The organism is Bifidobacterium choerinum (genome assembly GCF_000741135.1).
Classification (GTDB): Bacteria; Actinomycetota; Actinomycetes; order Actinomycetales; family Bifidobacteriaceae; genus Bifidobacterium; species Bifidobacterium choerinum.
Window position 1 is genome coordinate 180862 of sequence record NZ_JGYU01000001.1, and the last position, 13899, is coordinate 194760.

Here is a 13899-nt window from a genome sequence, read left to right on the forward strand (position 1 = left end):
GCCGTCGCGTTTTCGCGATTGTTTCCCTTGTCGCGTAGTCGGCGGCGAAATCGGTCCGGATGTGGCCGGCGCGCCGCGGACCCCGCCGAGGCACCCGCATGCAGGGCCGTTCCGGACTTCCGGCATCCGCCGCGCCGGGCCGGGTCCGCCGTCCGCCGTCCCTCCGGCGTTGTCAGAAAAGCTCTATAGTGTGGAATCATGAGCAACAGCTATCAATCCCACCGGCCCGGTCGATCCGGCATCGATCCGGCCGCGTTCTCCTCCGTGATCCGCCCCGCCGACGACCTGTTCCGCTACGTCAACGGCCCGTGGATCGACACCTACGCGCTTCCCGACGACCGTTCCCGCTACGGCTCCTTCGACCGCCTCGCCGAGAACGCCGAATCCCAGATCCGCGACATCCTCGAGTCCGACGGCGACGAGGCCGCCGTCTCGAAGGCGATCTACCGTTCCTTCCTCGACGTCGACGCCGTCGAGAAGGCCGGCGCCGAGCCGATCCGCCCCGACCTCGACCGCATCGACGCCGTGCAGTCGAAGGCCGAGCTGACCGCGCTGCTCGGCGAGCTGAGCCCCTACGGCGGCCCCGACCTGTTCGGCTTCGACATCTTCGGCGACTTCAACGACCCCGACCACGACATCATGCATATGAGCCAGGGCGGTCTGGGCCTTCCCGACGAGGCCTACTACCGCGAGGACCACTACGCGCCGATCCGCGACGCCTACGTGACGATGGTCGCCCGCCAGCTGCGCAACGCCGGTTACGACGACGCGCAGGCGCAGGCCGAGCGTCTGCTCGACGTCGAGAGGACGATCGCCTCCCACCATTGGACGAACGTCGAGACGCGCGACTCGCAGAAGACGAACAACCCGACCGACTTCGCCGCGCTGTCGTCGATGCTCGCCGCGTTCGACGTCGAGGCGTGGGCGAAGGCGATGCAGACGTCGTACGACCGTTCGAAGACGGCGCGCAGCTACCCGGTCGACGTGCTCGGCGCGCTCGCGCACGTCAACGTCATGGAACCGTCGTTCTTCACCGGACTCAACACGTTCTGGGCGGACGCCGACCTCGAGGACCTCAGGCTGTGGGCGCGCGTCCACGTCATCGTCGGCCGCGCGAGCATGCTATCGAGCGCCTTCGACACGGCGAACTTCGACTTCTACGGCAGGACGCTCTCCGGCGCCAAGGAGCAGCGCGCGCGCTGGAAGCGCGGCGTCTCGCTCGTCAACGGCGTCTGCGGCGAGGACGTCGGCCGCGTCTACGTGCGCGAGCACTTCCCCGAATCCTCGAAGACGCGCATGGAGCAGCTCGTGCGCAACCTGACCGAGGCCTACCACGTCTCGATCCTGAACAGCGACTGGCTCGGCGACGAGACGAAGCGCAAGGCGCTCGACAAGCTCGACCATTTCGAGGCGAAGATCGGCTATACGAACCATTGGCGCGACTACACGGCGCTCGACGTCGACATGTCGGCCGACCTGATGGACAACATGCGCGCCGCCTCGGTCTACGAGTTCGGCTACCAGATGGCCAAGTGCGGCAAGCCGGTGGACAAGGACGAATGGCTGATGAACCCGCAGACGGTCAACGCCTACTATGAGCCGACGCTCAACATCATCGTGTTCCCGGCCGCGATCCTGCAGCCGCCGTTCTTCGACCCGGACGCCGAGGACGCGGTCAACTACGGCGGCATCGGCTCGGTCATCGGCCACGAGATTGGCCACGGCTTCGACGACCAGGGCGCGCAGTTCAACGGCGAGGGCAAGCTCGAGGACTGGTGGACCGCCGAGGACAAGGCGCGCTTCCAGCAGCTGACGAAGGCGCTGATCCACCAGTACGACCAGTTCGTGCCGACGCAGCTGCAGGAGAAGTACGGCGACGATCCGGACAAGGCGCCTCACGTCAACGGCGCGTTGACGATCGGCGAGAACATCGGCGACCTGTCCGGCGTCAACATCGCGCTCAAGGCCTACGCGTTCTCGCTCGACGAGGCGCAGGGCAAGCCGATCGACGGCGACCCGAACGCGGTCGAGGCCGCGCTCGACACGGCGCCGACGCTCGACGGCTTCACCGGCCTGCAGCGCTTCTTCCTTGGCTATGCGCTGATCTGGCGCACGAAGAACCGCGACGAGCTCGCCGAACAGTACCTGCAGATCGACCCGCATTCGCCGGCCGAATGCCGCACGAACGGCATCGCGCGCAATGTCGACCTGTTCTACAAGGCCTTCGGCGTCACGCCGGACGACCGCATGTGGCTCAAGCCCGAGGAGCGCGTCCACATCTGGTGACACGCTCCGGCTTGATACGCCGGATATGACGGTGGGGAGTGCGCGGTTCAGTTCTGGACTGAACCGCGCACTCCCCTTTTCGTCGCGTCGTCGTGTCGCCGTGTCGCCGGCGTCCGCCGCCCGTCAGAAATCGTCGCCCTGTGCGCCGACGGCGACCGGTTCGGCGGCCTGCGCGGCGACGGCGTTCGCCTCGGCGACGACCTCGGCCTGCGCGGCCTCGTCGGCCGTGACCTCGCCGGTGCGCGGGTCGACCTGCACCGCCTGCGCGTCGAGCTCGGCCGGCGCGTCGTCGCGCCCTTCGCCCGGCCGTGGCGGCCTTGCGTCCTGCGCGTCATTTTGTTCCTTCGCGATCCTGCGCACCACCGTCACGCCGTAGTTGAGGTCGTGGCCGACGTTGCTCGCCTCGATGAAGGTGTGCGAGCGCGGGTTGCCGTCCTCGTCCTTCCATTCCTCGGTCGACAGCACGCCGACGACAATGACGGCCTGTCCCTTGTGCAACGAGTTGACGATGTTGAGCGCGAGTTCGCGGAACGCCTTGACGGTGATCCACGTCGTCGGCAGCGACTGCCAGCGCCCGGCGCCGTCCCGGTAGCCGCGCGTGCATGCGAGGCGGAACCGGCAGGCGGCGCGCGCCCCGTCGTGCATGCCGAGCGGCGTCGGCTCGCTGCCGAGGAATCCGGTGATCGTGATCTGTCCCTGTTGTATCGCCATGGTCGTGTCCTTTCGTCTGGCTGCGCCGTCGTCGGGCGCCCGGGTTGACCCCACCTGTTGGGTCCCACCACTATCGGCGCGGGCGCCCCGTCGGCGCAAGCGTGACGGGGTCATGTGACCGGAAGGGTGTGTCGCGCCCGGAATGTGGATGGGCAGGACCTCCATCCACAGCAATCCACATGCGCGATGTGGATGGATTCGCAAAGTCATGCACGTCGTGCATGGCTTGCCCGCCGCTGCCGTCCGCCGTCATCGGCGACGCGGACATGGCGACTCCCGGCGCAGACGACGGGACCCGCCACCGTGTGCAGTGGCGGGTCCCGATCGATCATGCACGCGCGTGCGGCGCGGCGATCAGAGCATCCGGCGCAGACGGTCGGCGATGACCTGTGCGGCCGATTCGGCCGGCACGGCCTCCTTGTTGCCGCCGTCGCGGTCGCGTATCTCGATCGTGCCGTCGTTGACGGTGTCGCGTCCGGCGACTGCGATGATCGGCACGCCGATGAGTTCAGCGTCCTTGAACTTGACGCCCGGCGAGACCTTTTTACGGTCGTCGTAGATGACCTCGACGCCGTCGGCCTCGAGTTGCTCGATGAGGCGCTCGGCCGCTTCGAAGGCCTTCTGGTCCTTGCCGGTCGCCACGACGTGCACCTGCGCCGGGGCGATGTTCGACGGCCATGCCAGGCCGCGCTCGTCGTGATGCGTCTCGGCGATGCAGGCGAGCACACGGCTCACGCCGATGCCGTAGCAGCCCATCCACACCGGCACCGTCTTGCCGTTCTGGTCGAGCACCTTGAGGCCGAGCGCCTCCGAATACTTCAGGCCGAGCTGGAAGACCTGGCCGATCTCGACGCCGCGTTCGAAGCTCAGCGGGCCGGAGCCGTCCGGGCTCATATCGCCGTCGCGGACCTCGACGGCCTCGACGACGCCGTCGGCCTTGAAGTCGCGGCCGTAGACGAGGTCGTAGTAGTCGACGTCCTGCTCGTCGGCGCCGGTGAACCATGCCGAGCCTTCGGCCACATGCGCGTCGATGAAGTAGCGCAGCGCATCGTCGGCGTCGTTCTGCGGACCGGCGATCATCGGGCCGATGAAGCCCTGCACGAGTTCCGGATGCGCCTTGAGGTCCTCCTCGGTCGCCTCCTCGAGCTCGGCCGGGGCGAACTGCGCCTCGAGGCGCTTCATGTCGATCTTGCGGTCGCCGGGGATGCCGACGACGATCAGTTCGCGCCACGGTTCGTCGTGCTCGTCGTCCTCGGCGTGCCTGACGGCGACGACGACGTTCTTGAGTATGTCCGAAGCCTGCCATGCGCGGCCGTCGGCACGCGGATAGGTCTCGTTCGCGAACGCGACCATCTCGTCGATCGTCTTCGCGTCCGGCGTCGCGCGCTTCTCGGCGGCCGGCGTCGCCGAGAAGTCAATCGCCTCGACCTGAGGCGTGTGCAGCGCCTCGACGTTCCATGCCTTGCCGCTCGGCGCGAGCGCGAAGGTGTCCTCGCCGATCGGCATCGGCGCGAGGAACTCCTCGGACGCCGAGCCGCCCATCGGGCCGCTCATCGCGAACACCGGGACGTACTTCAAATCGAGACGCTGGAAGATGCGCTCGTAGGCGCCGCGCTCGTCCATGTAGGCCTTGCGCATGCCCTCCTCGTCGACGGTGAACGAGTAGGCGTCCTTCATGATGAACTCGCGGCCGCGGATCAGGCCGGCGCGCGGACGGAACTCGTCGCGGTACTTCGTCTGGATCTGGTAGAGCGTCACCGGCAGGTCCTTGTAGGACGAATACATGTCCTTGACGAGCAGCGTGAACATCTCCTCATGCGTCGGCGCGAGCAGATAGTCGGCCTCGTGGCGATCCTTGAGACGGAAGATGTTGTCGCCGTACTCCTCCCAGCGGTGCGTCGCCTCGTACGGTTCGCGCGGCAGCAGCGCCGGGAAGTGCACCTCCTGGGCGCCGATGCCGTTGATCTCCTCGCGGATGACGCCCTCGATCTTGTTGAGGACGGCGAGGCCCAGCGGCAGCCAGGTCCAGATGCCCGGAGCGGCCTTGCGGATGTAGCCGGCGCGCTGGAGCAGCTTCGCGGAATCGACGTCTGCGTCGGCGGGGTCTTCGCGCAGCGTACGCAGGAACATGGTGGACATTCGAAGAGCTTTGGTCATACCTGTTAACCTACGCGGCTTGCGGGACGAAGACCCATACGGAAACGTCCGCCGCGCATGCTGCGGATGCACGACGGACGTTTCGACGAAATACGGTGGTCGAGGCCTCCGTCCGTCGGCCCGCGTTCACTCCGTCTTCGGGTACTTCGCCGTGTCTCCGGCGTCCTCGGCGCGCTCGTCGACGTCGTTCTCGAGGATCTCGTCGTTGACCGAGCCGAAGGGGTAGACGAAGATCATCAGCATGCCGACGCAGCCGAGGAAATACAGCACGTCGCACAGCGCGAGGGAGCCGAGGCTGACGAAATCGTTGGGGATGAGCAGGCCGACGACCATCAGGAACATGCCGATGACCGGCAGCAGCTGCCACACCCACGGGTTCGGCGCATGCTCCTGCGCCTTGATGCGCACCGACAGCGAGTAGAACGGGACGACGAACATCAGTCCGCCGACGATCGTCAGGATGTCGGAGAGCTTGATCCAGTTCCACAGCGGCACCGGCTGCGCGTTGTACATCAGGAAGGCGACGAACAGCACGATGGCGCCGACCCCCGAGACGATATACGCGTTCCTACGCTTCATGATGCCTTCCTCCTGCCTGCCGCGGCCGCCGCCGGCCTCTCTCGTTGTGCGATCGGCGCGGCGCCGATGACGGCGCGACGCCGGTCGCCGATGTCGATTCACATTGTAGCGATGCGCGGCCGCGCCCGCGTTCACGACGGGCGTGGCCGCGCATGCGGGAACGACAAAGGCTCAGAACAGCTCGTCCTGCGCGAACTCGTCGTCGTCCCCGGCCGCCGTCTGCGCGTGCCCCTGCGCGGCGACGATCGACGAGGCGCCGTCCTCGTGCAATGCGCGCGCCGCTTGCGCCGAACGTTCGCGCAATGTGCCGTCGAGGCGCACGGCGTCGTCGCTGACGTCGAACATGCGGTTGCTGACGCCGTTGAGGAACAGCCCGTCGAGCCGTTCGACGCGGGACAATGCGACGTAGCCCATGCCGGGCGCGAAGGTGCGCTTGAGGTCCATGACGGCCGCGTCGAGCGTCATGCCCTGCGACTTGTGGATCGTGATCGCCCACGCGCAGCGCAGCGGCACCTGCGAGACGGCGGCGAGCGTCTTCTCGTTGTCGGTGAGCTCCCAGTCGCTCGGCTTCATCGTCGCGATGTTGCCGTTCTCGAACGCGACGATCGGCCAGCCGCCCTTGTTCTCCGGCGCGAAGCCGCGCACGGTGCCGAGCGACCCGTTGACGAACTGGTGGTCGGCGTCGTTGCGCACGGCCATGACCTCGGCGCCCTCCTTGAGCGTGAGCACGTCCGGGGCGAGCATGTTGCGTTTGAGCCGTTCGACGAGGTTCGCCGGCCCCGCGCAGGTCGCGTGGAACGTGTGCGCGGGCGCGTCGATCGCGGCGAGCATGCGGTCGTTGAGCTGGTCGGCCTGGCGGTTGACCGGGAACAGGTTGACGGCCGTCCTCCCCTCCGGCGGCCGCACGCCGAGGCGCGTGACGAGCAGGTCGCGGTCCTGCCGCGTGACATGCCCTTCGCGGATGTCGGTCAGCACGCCGAGCAATGCGCCGTCGTCCTGACGGTGCTGCTCCTCGAGATAGCAGACGACCGGGTCGAGCTCGTCCCATGCGAAGGATTCGGTGATGAAGCCCTCCGGGTTGCGTCCGGCGCGCGCATAGCGCTCGCGTTCGGCGACGAATTCGGGGCTCGGCGCGACGACGTCGCGGTTGTGCGCCCCGACGCTGACCGGCGGCAGCTGGAAGAAGTCGCCGGAGAGCACGACCTGCACGCCGCCGAACGGACGGTCGTCGCGCCGCACGATGCGCATCGCGCGGTCGACCATGTCGAACAGCCACGCGTGCATCATCGAGACCTCGTCGACGACGAGGACGTCGGTGGCCTGCAGCGCCTTGCGCCGGCGCGTGCGCACGTTCTTGAGCGTCTGCTCGGTGAGCGCGTTCGCGACGCCGAGGCCGCTCCACGAATGGATCGTCTGACCGTTGATGTGCGTGGCCGCGATGCCCGTGGACGCCGTGACGGCGACGCTCGCCCCGCGCCGGCGCGCGGCGGCGATGAACTCGTTGAGCGTGTACGTCTTGCCGGCGCCGGGCGCGCCGGTGAGGAAGACGGACGCGCCGGCGTCCATGATCTCGAGCGCCTCGGCCTGCCGCATCAGCGCACCAGCCGATCGACGACGCGGATCACGCCTTCCTCCGTGTTCGCCGGCGCCAGATAATGCGCGACCTTCCTGACCTGCGGATGCGCGTTCGCCATCGCGAACGAATACTCGCCCTCGCGCAGCATGCCGATGTCGTTCGGATAGTCGCCGAAGACCATCGTCTGCGCGCGCGTGACGCCGAGCGCGCGCTGCAGCGCCTTGACACCCTCGCCCTTGTTGACGTGGCCGTCCATGATGTCGACCCAGTGCGCGCTCGACGCGGTCGCCGTGTACGGGGATTCGACGAAGCCGAGTTCGCGTTCGGCCATCGCCTGCGCGTCGCCGAAGTCGAAGATCGCGAGCTTGAGGATCTGCTCGTCCTTGTAGCGCAGCACCTCGCGCAGATCGGGCACGACGGTCAGCTTCGTGTAGTATTTGCTCGCCTCGGCGATGAACGGCGCGTCGTCGCGGCTGACGTAGGCGCCTCCGAGCGCGCAGATGACGAGGCCGAGGTCCTCGCTCGTGCGTTCCGTCATCGCGATCGTCTCGTCGACGATCGCGCCGCTGACGCCGTGCGTCTCGATGACCTTGCCGTCGAGCGCGACGACGTTGCCGTTCTCGGCGATGATCGGCAGCCGCTGCGGCGCGTCGGCGAACATCCTCTCGAGCGTCTGGTATTGGCGGCCGCTCGCCGGCACGAAGCGCACGCCGAGCTGCGTGAGCCGGTCGAGCATCGGCTTGAAGCCGAGCGGGATCTGGCTGTCGCCGTCGAGCAGCGTGCCGTCCATGTCCGCGACGACGAGCCTGATGTCGTTAAGCGGCTCGAGCGTCTTCCAATCCTTGGGTTCCTCATTCGTCATGGTGTGCGGGTGCCTCCTCATCCTCGCTGTGTCGTTACGTGTGCGACCGCGCGATGTCCGCGGTCGTGGAAGTATGCGTTGTGCGGCGCGCACCGCGGCCGTTCACTGCCGCGCGATGCTCGTGCGCTCGATGTCGCCGGCGATCCGCTTCGCCTCGGCCGCGTCGGGGCCGGGCTCCGGCGCCATGACGGCCGCGCGGTAGTAGCGCAGCTCGTCGAGCGATTCGATGATGTCGGCGAGCGCGCGGTGGCCGCCGTTTTTCGCCGGGCGGTTCTCGTAGACGGCCGGATACCAGCGACGCGCGAGCTCCTTGATCGTGCTCACGTCGATGACGCGGTAGTGCAGCCGGCTCATCAGGTCCGGCATGTAGCGGTCGAGGAACTTCTTGTCGGAGCCGACCGAGTTGCCGGCGAGCAGCGGCTTGACGCCTTCGGGGATGAAGCGCGTGACGTAGTCGATGACCTTCCGCTCGGCCTCCTCGACGCTCAGGCCCTGCTCCCATTCGGTGATGAGGCCGGAACGGGTGTGCATTGCACGCACGAAGTCGTTCATATGCGCGACGGCCGCGTCGGAGGGACGGATGACGAGGTCGATGCCGTCGTCGAGCACGTTGAGTTCGAAGTCGGTGGGCACGACGGAGATCTCGCACAGCTCGTCGTGGAAGATGTCGAGCCCCGTCATCTCGCAGTCGATCCAGATGAGTCGTGAATTCGTCGCCGAGTACACCTCGTCGTCATGTGCTTCCACCATAGCGTGCCTCTTTCCTTGTGTTCCGTTGATGCATCCGGGCGGCGCGCGGCCGTCGCGGGTTCGCGGCGCGCGGCCGTGCCGACTTCGCGCCGAACATTCGAGCCTACCTCACGTCGCCCCGCCGTCGCCAGTTCTATCCTGACCGCAAAACAAAAGCGCCGTGCGCAGCCGGAGACGACGGACGGGGCCGCGCACGGTTCCATGTGCGCGACCCCGTCGTGTCGTCAGCGTATGAGCGGCCGTTCAGCGGCCGCCTTTCGCTCAGCCGGCGTGACGTCCGTTCGGGCGATGGCGCTTCAGCTGCAGCGTGCCGAGTCCCGAGCACAGCAGCGCGGCGGCGACGCAGATGATGAGCGCGACGCTCGAGCCGGTGTTCGCCGTCGACGTGTTCGTCGTCTCGGCCGGCGCCGTCGGCTGATGCTCCGGCTTCGGATCCGGCGTCGCCGGCTGCTGCGCGACGGCGAGGCGTCCGTTGTTGCCAAGTGCAACGTCGACGGTCGTGCCGTCCCAGCGCGGCGCGATCGCGGCGGTCGCCGTCTTCGTCACGTTGTCCTTCTTCGCGACCGTGTAGTTCGCCAGGCCCATGCGCACGGTGCCGGCCGGCACGAAGACGTCGCCGGTCGTGACCGACTTGTCGGTCCAGACACGGCCGTTCGAACGCGGGTCGAGCGGGTTGCCGACGCCTTCGGTCCACTGCGTGAAGGTCGTCGGGTCGGCGGTCGCCGTCAGTTCGGCGGCCTGCGCGCGGCCGACGCCGAACACGGCGCTCGCGACGAGCATCGCGAAGGTCACGACGAGCGCAGCGATGCGAACGGTGGCATTGCGCGTCCTCGACTGCCGTGTAGCCTGGGTGTCCATGAAGGGGTTCCTTACTGCCTCTTGGTGTTGGAAATCGCCGCGATTGCGATGATTCCCTGACTCTTTGGCCGTATCGCCCACACCGGCGGCTTTCTCCACTGGTGAACGAATACGATATCATCCTCAACAATACTGGAAGGTTTGCACAATATCTCCATATCCGGCCCACCGTACGGACTGCATCGGCGCCAATCCTCCGTCGCATTGTCCCCCACCCACAGAATGCCATTCCGACGGCCAACCATGACAGTATTCGGGTGGCCCACCTACAGAATGCCGTCGCATCCCTTGTCAACGGTAGTATTCTGGTGCCTCACCCAAATACGACCACCGCACCGCACAATGACGGCAGTATGTAGGTGACCTCACCCGAATACTGTCGCCTCAGCGGCCAAACAGAACGAAAAGGGCCGTCCCCGTATGGCTGCAGCCATATGGGGACGGCTCGGTGCTTGCGCAGTGCGTCAATCCGCGGCACGCACGGTCTTCGCCATGCGCGCGCGGCGGCGATCAGCGACCGGAGTAGTTCGGCGCCTCGGCCGTCATGACGATGTCATGCGGATGCGATTCGCGCAGGCCGGCGTCGGTGATGCGGATGAAGCGGCCCTTCTCGCTCATCTCCGGGATGTTGTGCGCGCCGATGTAGAACATCGACTGGTGCAGGCCGCCGATCATCTGGTACAGCACGGCGTTGAGCGGTCCGCGGTACGGCACCTCGCCCTCGACGCCTTCCGGCACGACCTTGTCCGAGCTCGTGACGTCCGCCTGGAAGTAGCGGTCCTTCGAGTACGACTTCTTGCCGCGCGGAGCCATCGCGCCGAGCGAACCCATGCCGCGATACAGCTTGTACTGCTTGCCGTGCAGCAGCACCTTCTCGCCCGGGGCCTCCTCGCAGCCGGCGAGCACGCCGCCGAGCATGACCGAGCTCGCGCCGGCGACGAGCGCCTTCGCGATGTCGCCCGAATAGTGGATGCCGCCGTCGGCGATGCACGGGATGCCCGCGGCGCGGCAGGCGCGCGCGGCCTCGTACACGGCCGTCAGCTGCGGCACGCCGACACCTGCGACGACGCGCGTCGTGCAGATGGAGCCGGGGCCCACGCCGACCTTGACGGCATCGACGCCCGCGTCGATCATCGCCTGCGCGCCCTGACGCGTCGCGATGTTGCCGCCGATGATGTCGACGCCATTGAAGGCCGGGTCGTTCTTGATGCGGCGGATCATGTCGAGCGCGAGCTTGGCCTCGCCGTTCGCCGTGTCGACGACGAGCACGTCGACGCCCGCCTCGAGCAGCGCGCTCGCGCGCTGCCAGGCGTCGCCGAGGAAGCCGATGCCGGCGGCGACGCGCAGGCGGCCCTGCTCGTCCTTCGTCGCATCCGGGTACTGCTCGGTCTTCACGAAGTCCTTGACGGTGATCAGACCGGTGAGGTGGCCTTCGTCGTCGACGAGCGGCAGCTTCTCGATCTTGTTCGCCGCGAGCAGGTCGTGCGCGTCGCGCTTCGAGATGTTCGACGGACCGGTGATCAGATGGTCCTTCGTCATGACGTCCTTGACGCGCAGATGGTCGTAGTCGTCCGACGCGATGAAGCGCATGTCGCGGTTCGTGATGATGCCGACGAGCTTGTTCTCATGGTCGACGACCGGCAGGCCGGAGATGTGGAACTTGCCGCACAGCTTGTCCAGGTCGGCGAGCGTGACGTCGGGGTTCACGGTGAGCGGGTCGGTGATCATGCCCGATTCGGAGCGCTTGACGTAATCGACCTGCGCCGCCTGGTCGTCGATCGACAGGTTGCGGTGCAGCACGCCGATGCCGCCGTTGCGGGCCATCGCGATCGCCATCTCGGACTCGGTCACGGTGTCCATCGCGGCGGAGATCGCCGGGACCTTCATCGTGATGTTGCGGGTCAGATGGGTCGTCGTATCCACCTCGGAGGGGATGACGTCGGTCTCGTTCGGCAGCAGGAGCACGTCGTCATAGGCGAGCCCGAGCTGGGCGAAGATGGGGGGAAGGGGAGCGTACGGGGATTCTGCATGCATATCAGGATTTGTAGCCATAGACCTACTATATGGACGCACGACGACGAACGCCACTCGCCGTCCCACGATGCAACATGCGCCCGCCGGTCTCCTCTCCCCGACCGCCGCGACGGGCGTGCGGACGTCAGCGATCGCCGCGGATGTGCCGTGCGCGGCGGCGACGGCCGCCGGCGGCGCGCGCATGCTCCGGATGGTCGGCGTCGCGTTCCTCGGGCAGTTCCTCGACCTCGCCGTTCATGCGTCGGCGGATGTACGGATACATCGTCGCGACGGTGAGTGCGGCGGCCGCGACGAGGAAGACGACGAGTACATGGATCGGGCGGAAGAACAGCAGCATCAGCGAACCGAAGGCGATGAGCGCCGCCCATCCCCACAGGATGAGCACGGCGCCGCGCACCGAATGGCCGATGCGCAGCATCCGGTGGTGCAGATGCATGCGGTCGGGATGCATCGGCGACTGCCCTTTGCTCAGGCGCCGGCAGATCGCCATCAGCATGTCGAGCACCGGCAGGAACAGCACGAGGATCGGCAGCAGGATCGGCATGAATGCGGGCAGGTAGATCGACGCGTTCACCGTGGCCGGGTCGATGCGGCCGGTCATGATGATCGACGCGCAGGTGATCAGATAGCCGAGCAGCATCGAGCCGGAGTCGCCCATGAACAGCTTCGCCGGATGCCAGTTGTGCAACAGGAAGCCGAGGCAGATGCCGACCATCGCGACGTCGACGAGCGTCGCCATCGACGCGTACGACGGCGCCGAGCGCGCGAGGATGTACGAGTAGATGCCGAAGGCGACGCCGCCGATCGCGACGATGCCGGCGGCGAGGCCGTCGAGGCCATCGACGAAGTTCACGGCGTTGATCGACACGACGATGAGCAGCGCCGTGATCGCGATCGAGATCGTCGGCGACGCCGTCACGAGCGAGCCGATCGGCAACGTGATGATCTGCAGGCCGCCCCACGCGACGAACACCGCGATCAGCAGCTGCCCGGCGAGCTTGAGCATCCAGTCGAGGTCCCAGATGTCGTCGCACACGCCGAGCAGGCAGATGAGCACAGCGCCGGCCATGACGATGTACGCCTGATGGTTCTCGCGGAAGACGCCCTGCAGGAAGTTGAGCCGGGAAGCGAAGAACATCGCCGTCAGGAAGCCGCACAGCATGCCGACGCCGCCCATGCGCGGCGTCGGCACCGTGTGCACGTCGCGCGCGCGCACCTCGCCGACCGCGCCGACGCGGATCGCCACATGGCGCACGATCGGCGTGTACAGGAAGGTCGCGCAGGCCGCGAGCAGACAGATGAACAGATAGACCTTCATAGACCCAGCCCGCCGCCGTTCATATGAATCATGCGACGGATGACCGAAGCCGGGACGACGCCCTCGCGCAGGATCTCGACGCCGTCGCGCGCGAGAGGATCGGCGGCGACGACGGTGCTCGCGACATGCCCCGCGGTCGCACCGCCGTCGAGATAGAGGTCGACGTCGTCGCCGAAGGCGCGCACCGCCTCGTCGACGCTCTGCGCGCTCTCGTCGCCCGAACGGTTCGCGCTCGACGCGGCGAGCGGGCCGGTCGCGCGCAGCACCTCGAGGCACAGATGCGAGTTCGGCACGCGGATCGCCTGCGTGCGTCCGCCGCGCGCGTCGCGGCTCGTCGTGCACAGCGTGCAGTCGTCGTCGGCGAGCGCGATCGGCGAGAACGCGCCGGGCAGCAGCTGCGCGGCGAGACGGTTGAGCGGCGGCGGCAGCACGAGGCCGAGCCCGTCGAGGTCGTCGACCGAGGCCATGATCACCTGCAGCGCCTTCGTGCGCGGACGCCGCTTGGCCCGGTAGATCCGTGCGATCGCGTCGGCGTTGCGCGGATCGCACGCGATGCCGTAGACGGTGTCGGTCGGCAGCACGATGAGGCCGCCGCCTTCGACGACCTTCCTCGCCTCGCGCAGCGACCCCTCATCGATGGTCCGTACGTCGCTCATGCTCGCTCCCCGCCTTTCCGCGTTGCTGATAGTTCGATGTTCCGCGATGTTCCCGCGATGTTCCTTCAGTGCCGTCGCGCACGACGGCCTTCGGTGACGACTGTAGTCGCCG

The 13899-nt window shown here is 67.3% G+C and carries 11 protein-coding genes; 1 reads left to right on the forward strand and 10 read right to left on the reverse strand.

Annotated elements, in window-relative coordinates; all coding sequences use genetic code 11:
* Positions 1 to 198: 198 nt before the first annotated feature.
* The gene (locus BCHO_RS00760) at positions 199 to 2286 is read left to right on the forward strand and encodes a M13 family metallopeptidase (RefSeq protein ID WP_024540301.1); all 2088 of its coding nucleotides are present in this window, start codon (positions 199 to 201) and stop codon (positions 2284 to 2286) included.
* A gap of 123 nt (positions 2287 to 2409) precedes the next feature.
* Here BCHO_RS00760 and BCHO_RS08670 read toward each other — a convergent pair whose 3' ends face one another.
* The 10 genes from BCHO_RS08670 to BCHO_RS00810 all read right to left on the reverse strand — a co-directional run bounded on the left by BCHO_RS08670 (position 2410) and on the right by BCHO_RS00810 (position 13787).
* Positions 2410 to 2997 carry a single-stranded DNA-binding protein gene (locus tag BCHO_RS08670; RefSeq protein ID WP_024540302.1) on the reverse strand — a complete coding sequence of 196 codons (588 nt, stop codon included), beginning with the start codon at positions 2995 to 2997 and terminating at the stop codon, positions 2410 to 2412.
* A 354-nt stretch (positions 2998 to 3351) separates the two neighbouring features.
* Entirely contained in the window at positions 3352 to 5154 is a 1803-nt protein-coding gene (locus BCHO_RS00770) for a proline--tRNA ligase (protein ID WP_029675248.1), read from the reverse strand.
* 126 nt (positions 5155 to 5280) lie between these two features.
* The gene (locus BCHO_RS00775) at positions 5281 to 5733 is read right to left on the reverse strand and encodes a hypothetical protein (RefSeq protein WP_024540304.1); all 453 of its coding nucleotides are present in this window, start codon (positions 5731 to 5733) and stop codon (positions 5281 to 5283) included.
* Between the two features lie 171 nt (positions 5734 to 5904).
* The gene (locus BCHO_RS00780) at positions 5905 to 7326 is read right to left on the reverse strand and encodes a PIF1 family DEAD/DEAH box helicase (protein ID WP_024540305.1); all 1422 of its coding nucleotides are present in this window, start codon (positions 7324 to 7326) and stop codon (positions 5905 to 5907) included.
* The gene (locus BCHO_RS00785) at positions 7326 to 8171 is read right to left on the reverse strand and encodes a Cof-type HAD-IIB family hydrolase (RefSeq protein WP_029675250.1); all 846 of its coding nucleotides are present in this window, start codon (positions 8169 to 8171) and stop codon (positions 7326 to 7328) included. The genes BCHO_RS00780 and BCHO_RS00785 overlap by 1 nt, the downstream gene beginning before the upstream one ends.
* A 102-nt stretch (positions 8172 to 8273) precedes the next feature.
* Entirely contained in the window at positions 8274 to 8921 is a 648-nt protein-coding gene (orn, locus tag BCHO_RS00790) for an oligoribonuclease (protein ID WP_024540307.1), read from the reverse strand.
* A gap of 261 nt (positions 8922 to 9182) precedes the next feature.
* Positions 9183 to 9779, reverse strand: coding sequence for a hypothetical protein (locus BCHO_RS00795; RefSeq protein ID WP_024540308.1), 597 nt, complete (start codon positions 9777 to 9779; stop codon positions 9183 to 9185).
* Positions 9780 to 10289: 510 nt separating this feature from the next.
* The gene (gene guaB, locus BCHO_RS00800) at positions 10290 to 11831 is read right to left on the reverse strand and encodes an IMP dehydrogenase (protein ID WP_024540309.1); all 1542 of its coding nucleotides are present in this window, start codon (positions 11829 to 11831) and stop codon (positions 10290 to 10292) included.
* 106 nt (positions 11832 to 11937) lie between these two features.
* A complete protein-coding gene (locus tag BCHO_RS00805; RefSeq protein ID WP_024540310.1) occupies positions 11938 to 13131 on the reverse strand; it encodes an MraY family glycosyltransferase in 1194 nt (397 codons plus the stop codon).
* Positions 13128 to 13787, reverse strand: coding sequence for an L-threonylcarbamoyladenylate synthase (locus BCHO_RS00810; protein ID WP_024540311.1), 660 nt, complete (start codon positions 13785 to 13787; stop codon positions 13128 to 13130). Before BCHO_RS00810 ends, BCHO_RS00805 begins: the two co-directional genes overlap by 4 nt.
* Positions 13788 to 13899 lie beyond the last annotated feature (112 nt).

Bases quoted from the DNA above. Each gene is read 5' to 3' on its own strand.
- BCHO_RS00775 (WP_024540304.1), bottom strand. From the start codon at position 5,733: ATGAAGCGTAGGAACGCGTATATCGTCTCGGGGGTCGGCGCCATCGTG.
- orn (WP_024540307.1), bottom strand. From the start codon at position 8,921: ATGGTGGAAGCACATGACGACGAGGTGTACTCGGCGACGAATTCACGA.
- BCHO_RS00795 (WP_024540308.1), bottom strand. From the start codon at position 9,779: ATGGACACCCAGGCTACACGGCAGTCGAGGACGCGCAATGCCACCGTT.
- BCHO_RS00780 (WP_024540305.1), bottom strand. From the start codon at position 7,326: ATGCGGCAGGCCGAGGCGCTCGAGATCATGGACGCCGGCGCGTCCGTC.
- BCHO_RS00770 (WP_029675248.1), bottom strand. From the start codon at position 5,154: ATGACCAAAGCTCTTCGAATGTCCACCATGTTCCTGCGTACGCTGCGC.
- BCHO_RS08670 (WP_024540302.1), bottom strand. From the start codon at position 2,997: ATGGCGATACAACAGGGACAGATCACGATCACCGGATTCCTCGGCAGC.
- BCHO_RS00805 (WP_024540310.1), bottom strand. From the start codon at position 13,131: ATGAAGGTCTATCTGTTCATCTGTCTGCTCGCGGCCTGCGCGACCTTC.
- BCHO_RS00810 (WP_024540311.1), bottom strand. From the start codon at position 13,787: ATGAGCGACGTACGGACCATCGATGAGGGGTCGCTGCGCGAGGCGAGG.
- guaB (WP_024540309.1), bottom strand. From the start codon at position 11,831: ATGGCTACAAATCCTGATATGCATGCAGAATCCCCGTACGCTCCCCTT.
- BCHO_RS00785 (WP_029675250.1), bottom strand. From the start codon at position 8,171: ATGACGAATGAGGAACCCAAGGATTGGAAGACGCTCGAGCCGCTTAAC.
- BCHO_RS00760 (WP_024540301.1), top strand. From the start codon at position 199: ATGAGCAACAGCTATCAATCCCACCGGCCCGGTCGATCCGGCATCGAT.